11 protein-coding genes are annotated in these 15,113 nt (G+C 52.9%); 4 read left to right on the top strand and 7 right to left on the bottom strand.

The genetic code is table 11. The features are described 5' to 3' along the window. The first annotated feature begins 82 nt into the window (after nt 1-82). The gene (locus ACG1VR_RS12355; protein WP_395488918.1) at nt 83-748 is read left to right on the top strand and encodes a hypothetical protein; all 666 of its coding nucleotides are present in this window, start codon (nt 83-85) and stop codon (nt 746-748) included. Here ACG1VR_RS12355 and ACG1VR_RS12350 read toward each other — a convergent pair. Continuing rightward, the gene (locus ACG1VR_RS12350) at nt 736-1,671 is read right to left on the bottom strand and encodes an AraC family transcriptional regulator (RefSeq protein ID WP_395488917.1); all 936 of its coding nucleotides are present in this window, start codon (nt 1,669-1,671) and stop codon (nt 736-738) included. The genes ACG1VR_RS12355 and ACG1VR_RS12350 overlap by 13 nt on opposite strands. A gap of 124 nt (nt 1,672-1,795) precedes the next feature. Between ACG1VR_RS12350 and ACG1VR_RS12345 the strand changes: the two genes are divergently transcribed. Then, on the top strand, nt 1,796-2,683 hold the full coding sequence (locus tag ACG1VR_RS12345) for an SDR family oxidoreductase (RefSeq protein ID WP_395488915.1): 888 nt from the start codon (nt 1,796-1,798) through the stop codon (nt 2,681-2,683). 38 nt (nt 2,684-2,721) lie between these two features. Here ACG1VR_RS12345 and ACG1VR_RS12340 read toward each other — a convergent pair whose 3' ends face one another. From ACG1VR_RS12340 to ACG1VR_RS12325, 4 genes are all read right to left on the bottom strand, one after another. Next, nucleotides 2,722-4,989, bottom strand: a complete 2,268-nt coding sequence (locus ACG1VR_RS12340) for a TonB-dependent receptor domain-containing protein (RefSeq protein WP_395488914.1) — start codon at nt 4,987-4,989, stop codon at nt 2,722-2,724. Between the two features lie 96 nt (nt 4,990-5,085). Then, nucleotides 5,086-7,191: a S9 family peptidase gene (locus ACG1VR_RS12335; protein WP_395488913.1), complete on the bottom strand. Its 2,106-nt coding sequence runs from the start codon at nt 7,189-7,191 to the stop codon at nt 5,086-5,088. An 84-nt stretch (nt 7,192-7,275) separates the two neighbouring features. Beyond that, nucleotides 7,276-8,064, bottom strand: coding sequence for a cell envelope integrity protein TolA (locus tag ACG1VR_RS12330; RefSeq protein ID WP_395488912.1), 789 nt, complete (start codon nt 8,062-8,064; stop codon nt 7,276-7,278). Between the two features lie 6 nt (nt 8,065-8,070). Next, nucleotides 8,071-8,949: a ChaN family lipoprotein gene (locus ACG1VR_RS12325; protein ID WP_016536330.1), complete on the bottom strand. Its 879-nt coding sequence runs from the start codon at nt 8,947-8,949 to the stop codon at nt 8,071-8,073. Nucleotides 8,950-9,419: 470 nt separating this feature from the next. Here ACG1VR_RS12325 and ACG1VR_RS12320 point away from each other — a divergent pair, with 470 nt between their 5' ends. After that, nucleotides 9,420-9,770, top strand: coding sequence for a hypothetical protein (locus ACG1VR_RS12320; RefSeq protein ID WP_395488911.1), 351 nt, complete (start codon nt 9,420-9,422; stop codon nt 9,768-9,770). A 212-nt stretch (nt 9,771-9,982) separates the two neighbouring features. Here the strand turns inward: ACG1VR_RS12320 and ACG1VR_RS12315 are convergent, their stop codons facing one another. Together ACG1VR_RS12315 and ACG1VR_RS12310 are read right to left on the bottom strand one after the other, a co-directional pair. Next, complete coding sequence (locus ACG1VR_RS12315) at nt 9,983-10,360, bottom strand: DUF1090 domain-containing protein (RefSeq protein ID WP_395488910.1); 378 nt, start codon at nt 10,358-10,360, stop codon at nt 9,983-9,985. A 745-nt stretch (nt 10,361-11,105) separates the two neighbouring features. Next, the gene (locus tag ACG1VR_RS12310) at nt 11,106-13,859 is read right to left on the bottom strand and encodes a hypothetical protein (protein WP_395488909.1); all 2,754 of its coding nucleotides are present in this window, start codon (nt 13,857-13,859) and stop codon (nt 11,106-11,108) included. A 101-nt stretch (nt 13,860-13,960) separates the two neighbouring features. Between ACG1VR_RS12310 and ACG1VR_RS12305 the strand changes: the two genes are divergently transcribed. Continuing rightward, nucleotides 13,961-15,103 (top strand): IS481 family transposase, encoded by a 1,143-nt coding sequence (locus tag ACG1VR_RS12305; protein ID WP_395488908.1) that lies wholly within the window; start codon nt 13,961-13,963, stop codon nt 15,101-15,103. The last annotated feature ends 10 nt before the right edge of the window (nt 15,104-15,113 follow it).

The raw sequence follows: 15,113 nt of genomic DNA, 5'->3' as shown, positions 1-15,113 counted from the left end.
AATTTGGCAGGCCGGTTTGCCTGACACGCAGTCTGGCTTGCCTGTTACTGTTTTTTATATTTTAATGATGAGGCACTGATATATGAAAAGCGTGTCGGTCACTAATTGCAGCGGAGTTGGTCAGAATATCGCACTTTTTATTAATGATGCATCCGGTGGCGGAGTGTACTCCCTGGTCTGGCAGTCTGCCTCAGTAAATAATGAAGTGTGTTATATCTTTTCATGGGATGAAAATGCATTTGGGCTTGGCTGGGGGAATACTACGCGACCAATTGATGCGGGCGTGTTATTTACCAGCGGCCAGGCTCCAGCCTCGGTAGAGCCAAACGTCGCTGGCGGAAGTAATGCGCTACCGGTTCAGTATAATCAGGCTGGGTTTTATTCCGGCACACCTTATTTTGATGGGCAAACAGATACTAATTTAGAAATTATAACGGATAAAAGTTTTACCGTTGATAATGCGGCGACGATGAATGTTGCATTATATTTGAGCGGCAACCCTTCTTTAGTGATGAAGGGCATGCCAAACACCAGCTATATATATGATACTTCGCAGATCTCATATTATTTAACCGTGACTAATCTTAAGACGGGTTTTACCCTGCCTGAATTAAACTTGCTGCCGGCGCGTAGCGCCGCGACGCCGGCCTCAATCAGCGTTAGTACGCCGAAGAAAATAGTGTTTGCTCCCCAGGCGACAAGCGCGAGTTACACGCTGACCAATACGCTGGTTTTTCAGGCTAACTGATAATGTTTGTCGGAGTCTTCATTGCTCGCCCCGTGGGCATATTGCCGCGGCGAGCAGCCAATTACCCGCTTAAACGCTTTACCAAAAGCACTTTCCGATTCATAACCCAGCTCGGCTGAAATTTGCGCTAACGACTGGCCCGTTTGTTTCAGCAGGTTGCAGGCCAGCATCATGCGCCAGCGCGTAAGGTAATCGATGGCGGATGTTCCGGTAACTTCTTTAAAGCGTGCGGCAAAGGCCGAGCGGGACATGCCTGCGCGTTCGGCAAGTAATTCCAGCGTCCAGCTAAACGCCGGATCTTTATGCATGCAGCTCAGCGCGGTATTAAGTTGCTTATCGGCCAGGGCATACAGCCAGCCCACGGAGGGCCGGTTTGCAAGGTGCAGCCGTAAAGCCTGGATCAGCATCATGTATGCCAGTTGCCGGGTAATAAGCGCGCTACCGGGCTGAGGGTGACGCACCTCGTCGGCAATGCGTTCCAGCGACCAGCGCATCGCCGCTTTACCTTCCGGCTGCTGGATGCAGACTACCGGCGGCAGCGAACTCAGCAGCAGGTCTGCCGCTTCCCCGCTTAGGACAAAATGGCCGCCAACAAGAAAGCAGCTTTCCTGCTCGCCGGGCAGGACGTCCGGCCCCAATTTCCCCTGCTGGCGCAGAGTATAGAAATCTACCGGACTTGCGTTCAGGTCCGTCGTCAGGCTGAAAGAGGGGCCTGGCGGCAGCAGGTAACAGTCTCCGGCCTCCAGGCGTATGGGCTGACTGATACCCGAGACCGTAAGCCAGCAGTTGCCGGACACCACGGCGTAACATTTGATGCCTGCATGTTCCGGCCACCGGATAGCCATATTCTCAAGCAGCGCGACACCGCCGGAGGCATAGTTCTGCGGTTTCAGTAACGAGAGCAGATCGGAGAGCGGATCCATATTAACTCCGGACGATAAGACCAAAAGTAGCGACTTTTGAACATTGTTCGTATTTATCACCCTGTTTACAGTAAATCCCGTTGGACGGCAACTCAGTCCTTAGTTACTCGTTGGGATAACAGATATGCGTATTTTTGTTACCGGTGCGACCGGCTTTCTTGGCACAGTTATCGTTCAGCAGCTAATAGCTTCTGGCTACCAGGTTCTGGGTTTAACGCGTTCCGAACGCGGGGCCGAGCTGCTGAAATCCCTGGGGGCTGAAGCACACTTTGGCAATCTGGATGACCTGCCGGGTCTTCAGCGTGGAGCGCAGGCGGCTGACGGCGTTATCCATACCGCTTTCAACCATGATTTTTCGACATTTGCCGCAAATTGCGAGGCGGATGGCAAGGTTATTGCGGCTCTCGGGGATGCGCTGGCCGGATCGGACCGGCCTTTAATCATCACTTCTTTTGTTGCGATGGGAGCCAGTGAACCAGGAAAACCAGCAACGGAAGACGGATATAACATTCAAACGCCGAACCCGCGTAAAGCGACGGAAATGGCCGGGGTTGCACAGCTTGAAAAGGGGGGGAATGTCTCGTTTGTCCGCCTGCCGCAGGTGCATAACACCGTTAAGCAGGGCCTGATTAGCCCGCTTATCGAACTGGCGCGGGAGAAGGGCGTTGCCGCGTGGATTGGAGAAGGGAAAAACCGCTGGTCTGCGGTGCCGCTGGAAGATGCCGCTCGCCTTTATGTTTTAGCGCTGGGGCTAAAAGTGCCGGGTGCGCGCTACCATGCCGTTGCGGAAGAGGGCATCACGACCAGGGAAGTAGCGGAGGTTATCGGCCAGGGGTTGGGCATTCCCGCTCAAAGTATTACGCAACAAGAAGCGGAGGCGCATTTCGGCTGGCTTAACACGTTCGCCGGGCACGATATGTCGGCCTCCAGCGAGCTGACCCGCCAGCGTACCGGCTGGCAGCCGGTGGGGCCGACTTTGCTCGACGATCTCAGAAACATGAATTACCGCTAAATGTGCGCCGCCCGGTGTTAAACCGGGCGGCTTTTTCATCAGAAGCGAACTTCCCCGGCAAATATCCAGGTTCTGCCGCGTGCGCTATTGGCCGCGTGGGTTTCATCCCCCAGGCCCGGCATCATATTGAGCTTATTCAGCGCTTCCGAATAGTCTCGGTTCATCAGGTTTTGCACGCTGAGCTTCAGCGTCAGGTTGCGGTTAAATTCATACGTGCCGTAGAGATCGATAATCGTCGGGATCTGCGGCAAGTCTTGCTTGATAATGTCGCCGGTGTTCTCGTCGGTTTCAAAGTCCGGCGACAGGCGGCGCGCCTTCCCGGTGTATTTCACGATGGTGCCCAGGGTTAACGCTTTATCAAAGAAGCGCACGCCGGTATCCAGCGTCATATATTTTCTCGGCAGCTCGGTGATGTCACCTGCGCCAAAATAGGTGCTGGCGATAGAAGTGGGCTGGTCGGTGCGCTGCTGGCTGAACGACAGGCGGCCAAAAGCAAAGCCCGCGTCGTAGTCCATTTCCAGCTCGAAGCCCTTCGCGGTAACGCCGCTGGCCGAGTTAACGTAAATGTACATGTTGTCGCTATATTCTTCGCTCATATCCTGCCAGTTGTTGCCCAGCAGCTCCCTCATGCTGCATTTACGTCCGCCGGAACAGACCTGGTACGACTCGCTGTAGATATAGTTTTGGATCTTGCTGCGGTACACCAATGCCTTGAAGCGCAGGGCGTCGCTATCGACCAGCAGATCTTTGGTATCAATATTAAAACCGGTTTGCCAGGTTTCAGCGCGTTCAGGTTTTAAGAACGGGTTCATGGATGCGCCGCCGGAGTTGGAGAAGAACATCTCCTGAATATTTGGGGCACGCATCGACTTGCTGTAGCTCACAAAAGGCTGAAGCCAGGGGGTTACCTGGGCCGAAAGCTGGGCCGATGGGTTAAAGCCGCTTTCTTCTTCGTCAATATCGTAGCTGCCCTGCGGGACGCAAATAACGCGGGTATCACACGCTGGTTTGTGGCCGGTGATTCTGTTGCGGGTGTAATTGAGATTTAAGTCCGCCTCCCAGATGCCGCGCGTCACCTTCAGTCCGGTATACAGCGCCGAAATGTCTTGCTCGCCGGAAGGGGCAAACGGGTTGTTTTCAATTGATTCCTGATTTTTTTTCTCGTTGCCCGCCGCCGAGTGAATAATACGGTCGTAGCGGGTGCGCATTAGTTTGCTGCCGAGGGTAAATTCCAGGTCGTTATCCGCTAAGGTGAAGCGGCTGGTGTTGTTGATGTCCAGCGCGTTGGAGCGGTTTTGCGCTGACGTGTTGTAGAAGGTATACAGAGAATCGTCGCGGTATTTTTGGTTGCCCCGGCTGGTACTGGCCGTTAGGTTGAAATCAATTAACTCTGAGAACGGCGTGTAATGATATTTAAGATAATAATCATCGCTGGTAATGTCGCGGCGCGTGAATCTGTTTTCATAGGTTCTCGCAGAAAGTTCGAAGCTATTAAATTCGTTTGGCTTGATATCCATCTTATACAGCTGGGATTTTGGATTCTGCTTCATATATTTATCATAACCAAACTCCTCGCTACTAATGCCCGAACCGTTTGAGAAATTAGAATAAACAGAACTGCCGCTGACGGCGGCCATTGCCCCGAAGCTGCCGGTATCGGTAAATGCCTCTGTTTTCCCGGCTACCGCAATCATTCCGCTGCGCCCGACGCCGTTGCTGCCGACCGAGAAGCGCGAGCGCAGGCCGTAAGCATTGCCGTCAAACACCACATCGTCCACGCCGATCGTGCGCATATTTGCGCTACCGGCCAGGGCGTTAATACCCGCTGAACCGCTGCTGTCGCCGCGCGTAACGTCAACGGCCACCAAAAAATTAGGGTCAATAAGCACCCCGGCCTGGTTATTGGTAGAGCCATGCTGCGTGGTGCCTGAGGTTGAGCTGCCGTAAAAACTCTGGGTAATGCCGTCCACCATGGTATTCACGCGGCCAAAACCGCTCATACCACGAATATTCACGCTTACCGCTCCCTGACCCGGGTCGATTTGCGTGTAGGTGCCGGGCATGCTGCGCAGGGTGGCGTCGAGCGATTGCAGGTTTTTGTCGGTGGAACGGGAGCTGGTTGCTCCGGTTTTCTCAAGCGCCTGCTGCTCGGGCGTAATATTCCCGGCGGAAACGTTGAGCGGGCTAAATTCCGCCGAGCCTTTTTTATCACTGCCGGATGATTCATTTCCCGATTGTGCGTAAGTGCCGCTGCTGAGCAATAGCATGCCCGAGCCGATAGCGGCCGCTAACTTATTAACGTTCATAAATGTCCTTGAAAGTATTGTAATAAAGAATAATTGTTATTTTTATAATTATGCGGTGTCGGGCTTTCCCTCCCCGGTTAAGAGGAGGGCGCCAAATTACCGTTGTTTATCTGCTTCCAGAATAAAACTGTATTCCACGGCGGTATTTTCCAGGCGTTTAATGCGCCCCGATTTACCGCCATGCCCGGCCTGCATATCGGTCAGCAGCAAGATTTTTCCGTCGCCCCGTTGGTTCTCACGTAGCTTCGCTACCCATTTCGCGGGCTCCCAATATTGCACCTGCGAGTCGTTTAACCCGCTGGTCACCAAAAGATTTGGATAATCGGCCGGTTTCACGTTGTCATAAGGGCTCCAGGATTTGAGCCGCAGATAATCTGCTTTATGGTGCGGATTTCCCCACTCATCATATTCGCCCAACGTCAGCGGGAGTGAGTCGTCAAGCATGGTGGTCACAACATCGACAAACGGTACCTGAGCGACCACGGCATTAAACAGCTCCGGCTGCTGGTTGATAACGTTGCCGACCAGCAGGCCGCCCGCGCTGCCGCCCATGGCGTAGAGCCTGCCCGGCTGCCCGTACCCTCGTTCGACCAGAGCGTGGGTGGCATCAATAAAGTCGTTGAAGCTGTTCTGCTTATGCTCCAGTTTCCCCTGCTGATACCACGCCTGGCCCAGCTCACCGCCGCCGCGCACATGTACCAGAGCAAACACAAAGCCCCGATCCAACAGGCTGAGGCGGTTAGCGCTAAACGCCGGGTCCATGCTCATGCCGTATGCGCCGTAGCCGTAGACCAGCAGCGGGCTGTGGGCCGGTTTGAATTTATGCTTGTTGCAAACCAGCGAGACCGGCACTTTTACGCCGTCGCGCGCGGTGACCCAGATACGTTCGCTGTGGTAATCCTGCGGTTCGGTGTTATTGACCTGCTGGCGTTTGAGCAGAGTCCGCTCGCCGCTTGCCAAATCCCACTCATAAGTGCTGGTTGGCGTTGTCATGGAGGAATAGCCGTAGCGCAGCTTGCCGGACTGAGGGTCGGGGTTATAGCCGAGCCATGCCATATAGCTTGCATCGTCAAACTTCAGCGTTTCTTCGCTGCTGTTGGCCCATTTAATTTTACGGATTTGGCTCAGTCCGTCGCGGCGTTCGGCAAGCACCAGCCAGTCTTTAAACAGGCTAAAACCTTCAACCATTTTATCCTGCTGCGGGGCAACAACCACGCGCCATGAGTCGCCGATGGTCGCGGTCTGGTAGAGGCCGAAGTTTGCGCTTTCCTGATTAGCTCGCAGGTAGAATTTACCGTCAAAGTGGTCGAGGTAATATTCGACACCAGGCCTGCGGGCGCTAAACAATACCGGCGCGGCTTCCGGGTTATCCGCGTCAAGCAGCCGAGCTTCAGATGAGGTGCTGGCGCTAAGCGTGATGATCAAGTAGCGGTCGGAGGAGGAACGGGAGAGCCCGATATAATAGCCGCCGTCCTGCTCCTGATAGACCAACTGGTCTTCGGCGGTTGGTGTGCCGGGTTTATGCCGGTAAACCTGGTAAGGCACCAGCGTTTGCGGGTTATTACGAACGTAAAACAGAGCGCTGCCGTCGTTCGACCAGACCATATTCCCCGAGGTGTTTTCGATAACGTCGGGCAGCCATTTTCCGCTCTGCAAATCACGTAGCGCCAGGCGATACTGGCGTCGCCCGCTGGTGTCTTCGGCAATCGCCATCATCCGGTTATCCTGGCTGACTACCTGGCCCGCCAGTTGATAATAGGCCTGGCCTTCGGCTCGCTGGTTGCCGTCTACCAGCGTTTGCCAGACCTGGCCACCGCTCACCGGCTGGCGTTGGCTAACGGCGTAGTTTTTCCCCGCCGGGTGAATATCCTGATAGCGATAGCCGTTTTGCTGCCAGGGCACGGAGCGGTTTTCCGGGCTCATCCGGGCCACCATCTCCTGGTAGAGCTTGTCTTTTAGCTCTGAAGAAGGGCGCAGCACCTCGCTGGCATAGCGGTTTTCCGCTTCCAGATGGCGCAGAACTTTGGCGTTGCTGCGGCTGTCATCCCTGAGCCAGAAATAGTTATCGATACGGACATCACCGTGCCCGGTAAGCTGGTGAGGGATTTTTTGCGCAACGGGCGGCTCAACGGCGGCGGTCAGGCAGCTGGCGTAGAGCGAGCAGGCGATAAACAGCGGCGTAGCTTTCCATAGGTTTTCCATGATGCATCCTTTAGTTTTGGCTGAGGGGCAGCCTGCCGGGAGATTCAGCATAAAAGTAAGTTCGGTGGAACAGGGGCTAAGGCGCTAGCTTCGCCTTAGATCCGTAAGGTCAAAAGTAATCGGCATTTTCACTTTATAAACCCCGCCTTGTAATATTTCCGACGGCGGTTTGGGCAGTGGCTGGGCCCGTTCGAGCACCGTAACCGCCTCGCGATCCAGCGAGATTGTTCCCGAGGAGGCGGCCAGAGAATTGCCGATGACCGTGCCGTCTGCATTAACGGTAAACGTTACAACGGCAGTGCCGATACGGGCTCGCCTGCGGGCATCGGCCGGGTAGCGTTTATACCGGTTAAGGTGGCCTTTCACCCGGCTTTCCCATGAGTCTTCAAGGTTGTCTCGCTTTGGCGAGTCACTGTTGAAAGGGGCGGCAATACGGGATGAAACAACCGCAGCCTGGGGCGCGGCATCGCTGGAAACGGCGGCCTGGCTGCTGTCGCTGGTTTGATCTTTAACTTTGTGTTGCGGGCGCGGCTTCTTCTTTTCACCCTCGGCAGCTTTTTTCTGCCGCGTGACTTCAATCACCGCATCCTTGTCTTCAGGAATGGCCTGCTGCTGCTTGTCTTCGGCCTGCTGCTTTTCCTCGGCGGCAGCAGATTCCTGCTGGGCAATTCCCACTGGCTGCTTAACCGGAGTCGCGGGCGCTTCGATATTGTCCGACCATTGCAGCATGACCGCCGGAGCAGGAGGCAGAGAGGGCTGTACGTCGGCAACCTGCCAGAAAAGTGCAAGAAAAAGCAGACTATGGAGCAGCAGAGAGAAAACAAATCCGCCGCTCCATCTTCCCGTCCGCGGCGCGTAGAGAATATCCGTCATCCGCTTTTACCGTTTTGCAGCAGCTGGCTTCACAAACCACACGTAATCAGCCTGGTCAGCGGTAATCTTCATGCCTTTTTCCGCGAGCATTAGCACAACCGGGCGGGATGATGGAGCGAGATCTTCCATATGCAACGGTACGCCGATGCTTTTCGATGCGTGATAACCGCCGGCAATCAACAATGCCGGAGCGGGGGCGTTCAGCAACTGCTGGGCCATATATCGGTCGCGCTGCTGCTGAATAGAGAGCATCGATTTAAGCTGCTGACCCTCAATATTGCCATCATGCATGGCGATAATGGTTGTGCGCAGTGCGTCCTGAACGGCGGGAGCGGTAGATTTTTTGCCTTCGGGGAATTCGGGCTTTTTATATAGCTCCATAACCCGGCTGCGGTCGATGTTGGCATTAAGCAGCGGGTAAGGCGCGCGTAAAGCTTCGGTAACGACGCCGCCATACATCTCCCACGGCCAGCCTTTTTGCCAGCTTAGTAGTTCCTGAATACGCCCATCGCGTACGACCGGATCTTCTTTCAGCCAGTTTTTAACCTGGGCAACCCGCGGCTGCTGGCCTGCGGTGAGCATTTCAAGCAGCACGCTGCCCTGAGGGCGCTGGCGAACCAGGTTCTGGATAAGCCAAAGCTCAATTTCATGATGTTCGGCGTTATCGTGTTTCTCGCCGACGATAAGCCGCGGTGCGGCCGCAAGCTGCGTTAATAGCTGACTTTCGGTCAGCGTTTTGCCGCTGTGCAAGTCGAGGATCTGTCCTTCGACAACGGCGGCTTTGAGTGCCGATGCTTTCGGCTGTGGGGGAGTGGTTTGGCTGCAGGCGCTGAGGCCCAGGCTGGCTAACGCTATCAAAGAGCTAAGGATCAATTTTTTATGCATATCTTTGCCCGGAGGTGGCCTTCACTGGCCGCTGTTATTGATACCGATCGGTTTATAGCGGGCGGGATGTTAACAAATAAATTTACCGAATGATACTCATTATCATTTGCATTTAATTTGTAAGGTTATCTTTTTACCGTAAAACCTCATTGTTACAGAGAAAATGCCGCATGTAAGCGGCTTTTGGCGGGATAAAATAGTGAAAGGCGCTAGCGAGCGTAACGTGGGGCGGGATGAGTTGAACTCAGGCGGCCGCTAATCGCCCGGCGGTCTGCTTCCCAGGCATCCCATTCGCTTCCTTCCTGTAGGGAAGGGAGGGTGACTTTTTCCCCGGCATCCAGACCGGCAAGCGCGGCATTTAATATTTCAGACTTTTCATCTACCCTTATTCTTTACATGGTTTTGGTCGCGTGGATAATACCTGAAAACAATTATGATTCAGGCTCCGGGATATTCCTGGGGATGTGATAATGAATAAAAGAAAATCATTGTGGTTTATTGCCGTATTTTGGATTCTGGGTGTATCGATCTTTGCTTTCAATCTTCATTTTAAACCGCCCTATGTCGCTGATGCAGAAGAGAAGCTGGAATCGAATCTGACATACACCTTTGGGCCTGGCAACTGCGACAGCCGCGAGGAGCCCGACGGAGAATGGGATATCATCTGCGATGTTGGCTATGACAAGCACAGCTTTCAGTACCAGGTTTATCCGGAGAGTGAGAGCGAAGATTTTTATCTTGTCGCGCTAAATACCGATGCCAGAGAAAATGTGAATACCGATTTGCTCTCCTATCTCGATATCAGGAAATCAAAAGGATAATTATTATCATCTTTAACCTGACTAAAAAAATTAAATAATCTCTAATCGTGGCGAATTTATCGCTACCCAGAAGTACCTGTTGAACTGGCTGGCTAATACTGCCAGGCTTCTTCTCCCACCTTGCCATCCTGGTGAACAACCGCTTCACTAAGATGGCCCGGAAAACGCTGTAGTAGCCGCAATTGAAGTTCTATCTCTTTATCAAGTTCAATCTACTGAGTCGACTGAAATTTATCCTGAGTATCGCTTAACTCCTCACGGGCCTCGGATAACCGGGATTCGGCCCTGGCGATTTTATTTATTCTTCCATCTCGTTTGGCTTCAGCAAGTTTTTCTTCACGCTCTACTACTTTTCTTCTTTTTTCTGCAATTTTAATTTTGCCTTCTTCAGCAATTGATTTTTCTGTGCAGTTTAGGCGTAGGTTATTTCTTGCTGCCTCAAGGCCAGCTATCTGATTCTGATTGTGATTTAGCCTGGCATAGTCAATTTGAATTTGAATATCTCTGTCCTTTAATGCACATGTTTCTGATAATTGTGCGCTAGCCTGAAAAGATAACAGGGCGATCGCGGAGAGGATGATTTTCTTCATAACATTTTCCTTTATTAATATGCTCTGATACTGTTCCGTCAAACCTATCAGTAGTGAATATGTTTTATGCTGCTTGAGCGATGACGAAGCGTAATAATGCAATAGTCTGCGAGGTGAAGCTTCTCAGTCCTAATTGTTTGAAAACTCTATGCTTCATTGAACTAACAGTACGTCTGGAATACGCGTGGTCGGCATTTTCTGTGCCGACCAGAGGGGCTGAAAGTAAACTGGCCAGAATACATTTCTGTACAGGCGTTAACATGACCGCTGTTTTACGGCTTCGTTTACGGCACATTGAGTTTAGTTTGCGAAAGGATAGGTTTTTTTGACACACAATCAGCGACTGTAAGTTAACGGTATCAAATTCATGAGGTGCGTCGATGCAAAAAATAATTTGACAAGGGTGGAGGCTGATAATGTTCAATAATTCCATTATTCTACTATGTTCCGATACAGACAGAAGAATACTATCATTGGAGTTGAAATGAACGTTCTGAGGCAATTGTAGGTTAAGTTGGGCTACGGAAATATTTATTGCCTCAAAGTAACTAATAACGCCCAGACTAAAATAGTTATCATCACTTATTAAATAAACCACTGTATCACCAGGTTTGTGTTATCCCCAGTAATGGGAACGTTTCATTATTAAATTTGAGGATTTAGCGTAGCATAATAATGCCTGTCATTTATGCAGACAATGCTGGTTTGCTTTGCATGATGTCGGTATTATCTTAATTTCCAGGCCTTATTTAAGGCCTGGAATTGAACAGTTGATATTTTGGCTGAAATTGAGCCAGTTCATCACACAGTGCTCCGGCGCAAACTGGTGATACAGCAAGGCTGTGCTGAAGCTGTTGTGGCTTAGGATGTCTTCTTCCGATGCTACCCACTGGCCATACAATCCGCTGACCTGCTTATTGGTGCCGTTCAGCCAGGGCTGACTAAACCAGTTATTTTCCACAATAATCGGTCCGCTGGTGGCCTGGCCTCGAACCAGTACGGAGGAACGGTTGCTGGTGCCATACCGGCCATAATCAAACCAGTTTTCACGGATGCCGATAAATTCTCCTGCAATCCCTCCTGCGCTGGCGTGCATGTCAAACTGATGGTATGCGCCCCTGCCACCGCCGTTCAGCACCAGATTATGGTGAGCATTATAGCTTTCACCTGCTTTGCCTTCCCCGGCAATGGCGTGGCGGTTAGCATCAAAAATATTGCAGGCTACTTCAGCCGAAGTATCCCCATTCTGGGTGACTACGCCATATCCTCTCTCTGTGCGAATGTTGTCGTGTATGAAGCTATGATGCACACGTACACTTTTTGACTGTTTGGCGCTCACCGCGGCCCAGGGCCAGCCCCATAGCTCGGTGTTGTCTATTTCGATGTTTTTACTCCCCGGCCTGCTTTGAATACCAATAGTTGTGTTCCGCGTAGTGGTTCCTTTATAGGGGCCTTCGTAGCGTAAACCTGACATTCTTGTGTCGCTGTCGGCAATGATAACGGCGTATTTATTGTCCGTCTCACCGTTGTAGGCCACACGCAGCCGCCCACCCTGGCTTCCATTTAAGCCTCTGTCGCTGAAAATAGTCGTGCCACTGCGAATATTCAATGCGGAACCCTGGTTAGGGACGTCAATGGTGACGTTCCCCGGGATATAAATATACTTCTCACCCCGGGCCACCAGCGCCTGCAACGTTGGGAAATCCGTTGCCTCCCGATAATCTACCGCCGCTTTGTCAATAAGCCCTGTATATCCCGCACCGCCGCCAACAACGTCACACTGGCCCACTTTATTTAACAGAGCGCTGGTAACGGTAATGTGCAGAGGAACGCCCTCAGAATGACGGCCATAAATATCGATTGCTGTTGCAACAGGATCATAGGCATTCGAACCGGTGATGCTAAATGGTGGCAATTTCAGGCTGAACCCTTCATCAGTCGGCGTGATTTGGCCGCCAGCCGACAAAAACGCTGCTGCTTCCCATTCAATTCTTTGCACTGCAAAAGGCCCTTTTGCATGTGTGGCAAGGAGGAGCAGGGTGCTTTCAGGCCCCCCAGTATTTCCGCTAAAAGACAGGGCCATTGGGCGAGGCTGTACGGTCAGGTGGACGCTGGCAGGTGGAGATGCGCGCCCGTTTTTATCCCGAACCACAACGTTGAGTAAATAGGTATCAGCCGCTGTATGCTGAACGGGAGGAAGCGTTAACTGACGGAGGAGGCCGGTGCCGCTGATTTTCCCTCCTGCCGCAATAAACTCATCGGCATGGATGTCCACACTATCAACCTCCATGTTGGAAGAGGTCACCATTTCAAAAGGGAGTTGCTCTCCTTCACCGGCAGCCATATCTGCAGGTAAGGTGACCGTTAGCGTCCGGGCAATGATATTCACGCTGAAGCGAGCAATAGCTGACAAACGCCCCTGGACGTCAACCGCTCGTGCGGAAATCTCATATTTATTGGGCTGGCCTGCCTGCCAGGCAGGTAAAGATAATAAATAGTTACCCTGTTCACCCACCTCGATTTTTCCCCCCGCGGTGAAAAAAGAATCTGCCTGCCAGTCTATGCGGTCAACATCAGTGGACGAAATGATCCGCGGGGTAAGCACAAGTTGTTGCTGCTCTTCTGCTTCAATATTGCCATCGAAGGCCAGTGAAATAGCCGAAGAGGAAACCTGAAGCATCGTCGTCGTGGGCTGAGAGGAAATTCCACGTTTATCAATGGCGGTCACGGTCAGGGGGTAGTCATTTCCGGACGGCTGCCAGGCAGGCATTACGGCGATATATTCTCCCGCATGTTCTTCTATGCTGCCTCCGGCGCTATAAAACTCAGTAGCCTGCCAGTCCAGATGCTCCAGGCCATAGTTTGCCGTTATCTTTAAAGGAATGACGACGCGACTCCCCTCGGACGCACTGATGATGGCCGGAAGCTCAGTTCGAACCGATACGGGGGCAACAGTGATAGTAATACTTTGTTTTTCTGAATAATGTCCCTCACTGTCCCACACGGTTACATTGAGTGGGAAGGTATTACGTTCACCCGGACGGAAAGCCGGCAATACGGCGTAATAATTCAGGCTGACAGCACCCGGAGAGCGGCTCTTTTGTTGTTGGATTTTCCCCCCGGCAGCCTTGAACTCGCGGGCATCCCATTCGACTCGTGCGACCTGGCTGGCTGTTCTGGCGTTTAGTCCCAGTGGCAGCGTTTGGCCTTCTTCACCGCTGATATTCCCCGCCAGTGAAACCCTGACTAGTTCAGGCGTTACGGTCAGGGTTAAAGAAACGGGTTGTGAAACATTGCCTTTAATATCATGAGCAATGGCTTTAATAATATATTGATTCGTCGAGTTCTCTTTCCATTCTGGTAATAGCGCCTGATATCCCTGTGCGGTGCCGGTTATTGCTCCTCCGGATTCGAAAAATTCCAGAGCGTGCCATTCAATTCCTGCCAGGGGATGTTTCGACTGGAGCATAACATTTAGAGATATTGCGGTTTCTTCCACTCCCTCCAGGTGTGTACATACCGGAGACATGGTGAACACTTGTTCGGGGACATGGTAGACACTTACAACTACGGCATAAGAACCCTCTTCCGGAGTCGCTTATGCCCTGGGATGCGAGAGATACCATGTCATTACGTCACGAGTTTGTTCACTTTGCCTCGCAGGACGGGGCTAACATCCGGGCGCTCTGTCGCCACTTCGGCATCGCGCCCGCCACCGGATATAAGTGGCTTTGCCGCTTTCTCGAGGCCGGACTTCCCGGCCTCGCTGACCGCTCACGGGCTCCCCATCATTCTCCCAACGCCACCGCCGCTCAGGTGGCTGACCTGTTACAGCAGGCACACCTGGCCCATCCCCGCTGGGGAGCCCGCAAGATTAAGGCCTGGCTGGAAGCGCAGGGGCACCACCTTCCTGCCGTCAGTACCGTGCACAACCTGATGCACCGTCACGGCCTGCTACCCGGTGTACCGCCGGGTATCCCCTCTGCCGGTCGCTTCGAACACGGCAGGCCGAACGCCCTCTGGCAGATGGATTTTAAGGGACACTTTCCCTTCGCCGGTGGGCGCAGCCATCCCCTCACGCTGCTGGACGACCACTCCCGGTTTTCACTCTGCCTGACGCACTGCGACAACGAGCGGCGTGAGACCGTGCAGTCACATCTGACAAAGGTGTTTGAGCGCTATGGCCTGCCGGAGAGGATGACCATGGATAACGGGGCGCCCTGGGGAGACACCACCGGGACCTGGACCGCGCTGGAGCTGTGGCTGATGCGTCAGGGTATCCGGGTGGGGCACTCGCGGCCTTATCATCCCCAGACGCAGGGCAAGCTCGAGCGTTTTCACCGCAGTCTGAAGGCGGAGGTTCTGCAGGGGAAATGGTTCACGGACAGCGACCAGCTCCAGCGGGTATTTGACCACTGGCGGGAGGTCTATAACTTTGAACGCCCGCATGAGGGACTGAATATGGCGGTCCCGGGTTCGCGCTATCAGCCTTCGGCCAGACAGTACAGAAGCGATGCTCCCGGGCCGGAGTACGATGACGGCGTGGCGGTAAGAAAAGTGGATATCAGTGGAAGCCTGAGCATCAGAGGTATCAGCCTGAAAGCGGGCAAAGCGTTCAGGGGAGAGCGAGTGGGGCTGAAGGAAAGCGGTGAGGACGGTTGTTATGAGGTGTGGTGGTACAGCACGAAAGTGGGAATGATCGACCTGAAGAACCGGTCGATCATCATGGGTAAAAGATGTTAAAAGGTGTTCA

The sequence above is a fragment of the Cedecea davisae genome, assembly GCF_044095835.1.
GTDB classification, from domain to species: Bacteria; Pseudomonadota; Gammaproteobacteria; order Enterobacterales; family Enterobacteriaceae; genus Cedecea; species Cedecea davisae.
This window is presented reverse-complemented; position numbering and strand designations above follow the sequence as displayed.

Excerpts from the sequence above, each read along its gene's own strand:
- ACG1VR_RS12355 (WP_395488918.1), top strand. The coding sequence starts at position 83 with ATGAAAAGCGTGTCGGTCACTAATTGCAGCGGAGTTGGTCAGAATATC.
- ACG1VR_RS12350 (WP_395488917.1), bottom strand. The coding sequence starts at position 1,671 with ATGGATCCGCTCTCCGATCTGCTCTCGTTACTGAAACCGCAGAACTAT.
- ACG1VR_RS12345 (WP_395488915.1), top strand. The coding sequence starts at position 1,796 with ATGCGTATTTTTGTTACCGGTGCGACCGGCTTTCTTGGCACAGTTATC.
- ACG1VR_RS12340 (WP_395488914.1), bottom strand. The coding sequence starts at position 4,989 with ATGAACGTTAATAAGTTAGCGGCCGCTATCGGCTCGGGCATGCTATTG.
- ACG1VR_RS12335 (WP_395488913.1), bottom strand. The coding sequence starts at position 7,191 with ATGGAAAACCTATGGAAAGCTACGCCGCTGTTTATCGCCTGCTCGCTC.
- ACG1VR_RS12330 (WP_395488912.1), bottom strand. The coding sequence starts at position 8,064 with ATGACGGATATTCTCTACGCGCCGCGGACGGGAAGATGGAGCGGCGGA.
- ACG1VR_RS12325 (WP_016536330.1), bottom strand. The coding sequence starts at position 8,949 with ATGCATAAAAAATTGATCCTTAGCTCTTTGATAGCGTTAGCCAGCCTG.
- ACG1VR_RS12320 (WP_395488911.1), top strand. The coding sequence starts at position 9,420 with ATGAATAAAAGAAAATCATTGTGGTTTATTGCCGTATTTTGGATTCTG.
- ACG1VR_RS12315 (WP_395488910.1), bottom strand. The coding sequence starts at position 10,360 with ATGAAGAAAATCATCCTCTCCGCGATCGCCCTGTTATCTTTTCAGGCT.
- ACG1VR_RS12305 (WP_395488908.1), top strand. The coding sequence starts at position 13,961 with ATGCCCTGGGATGCGAGAGATACCATGTCATTACGTCACGAGTTTGTT.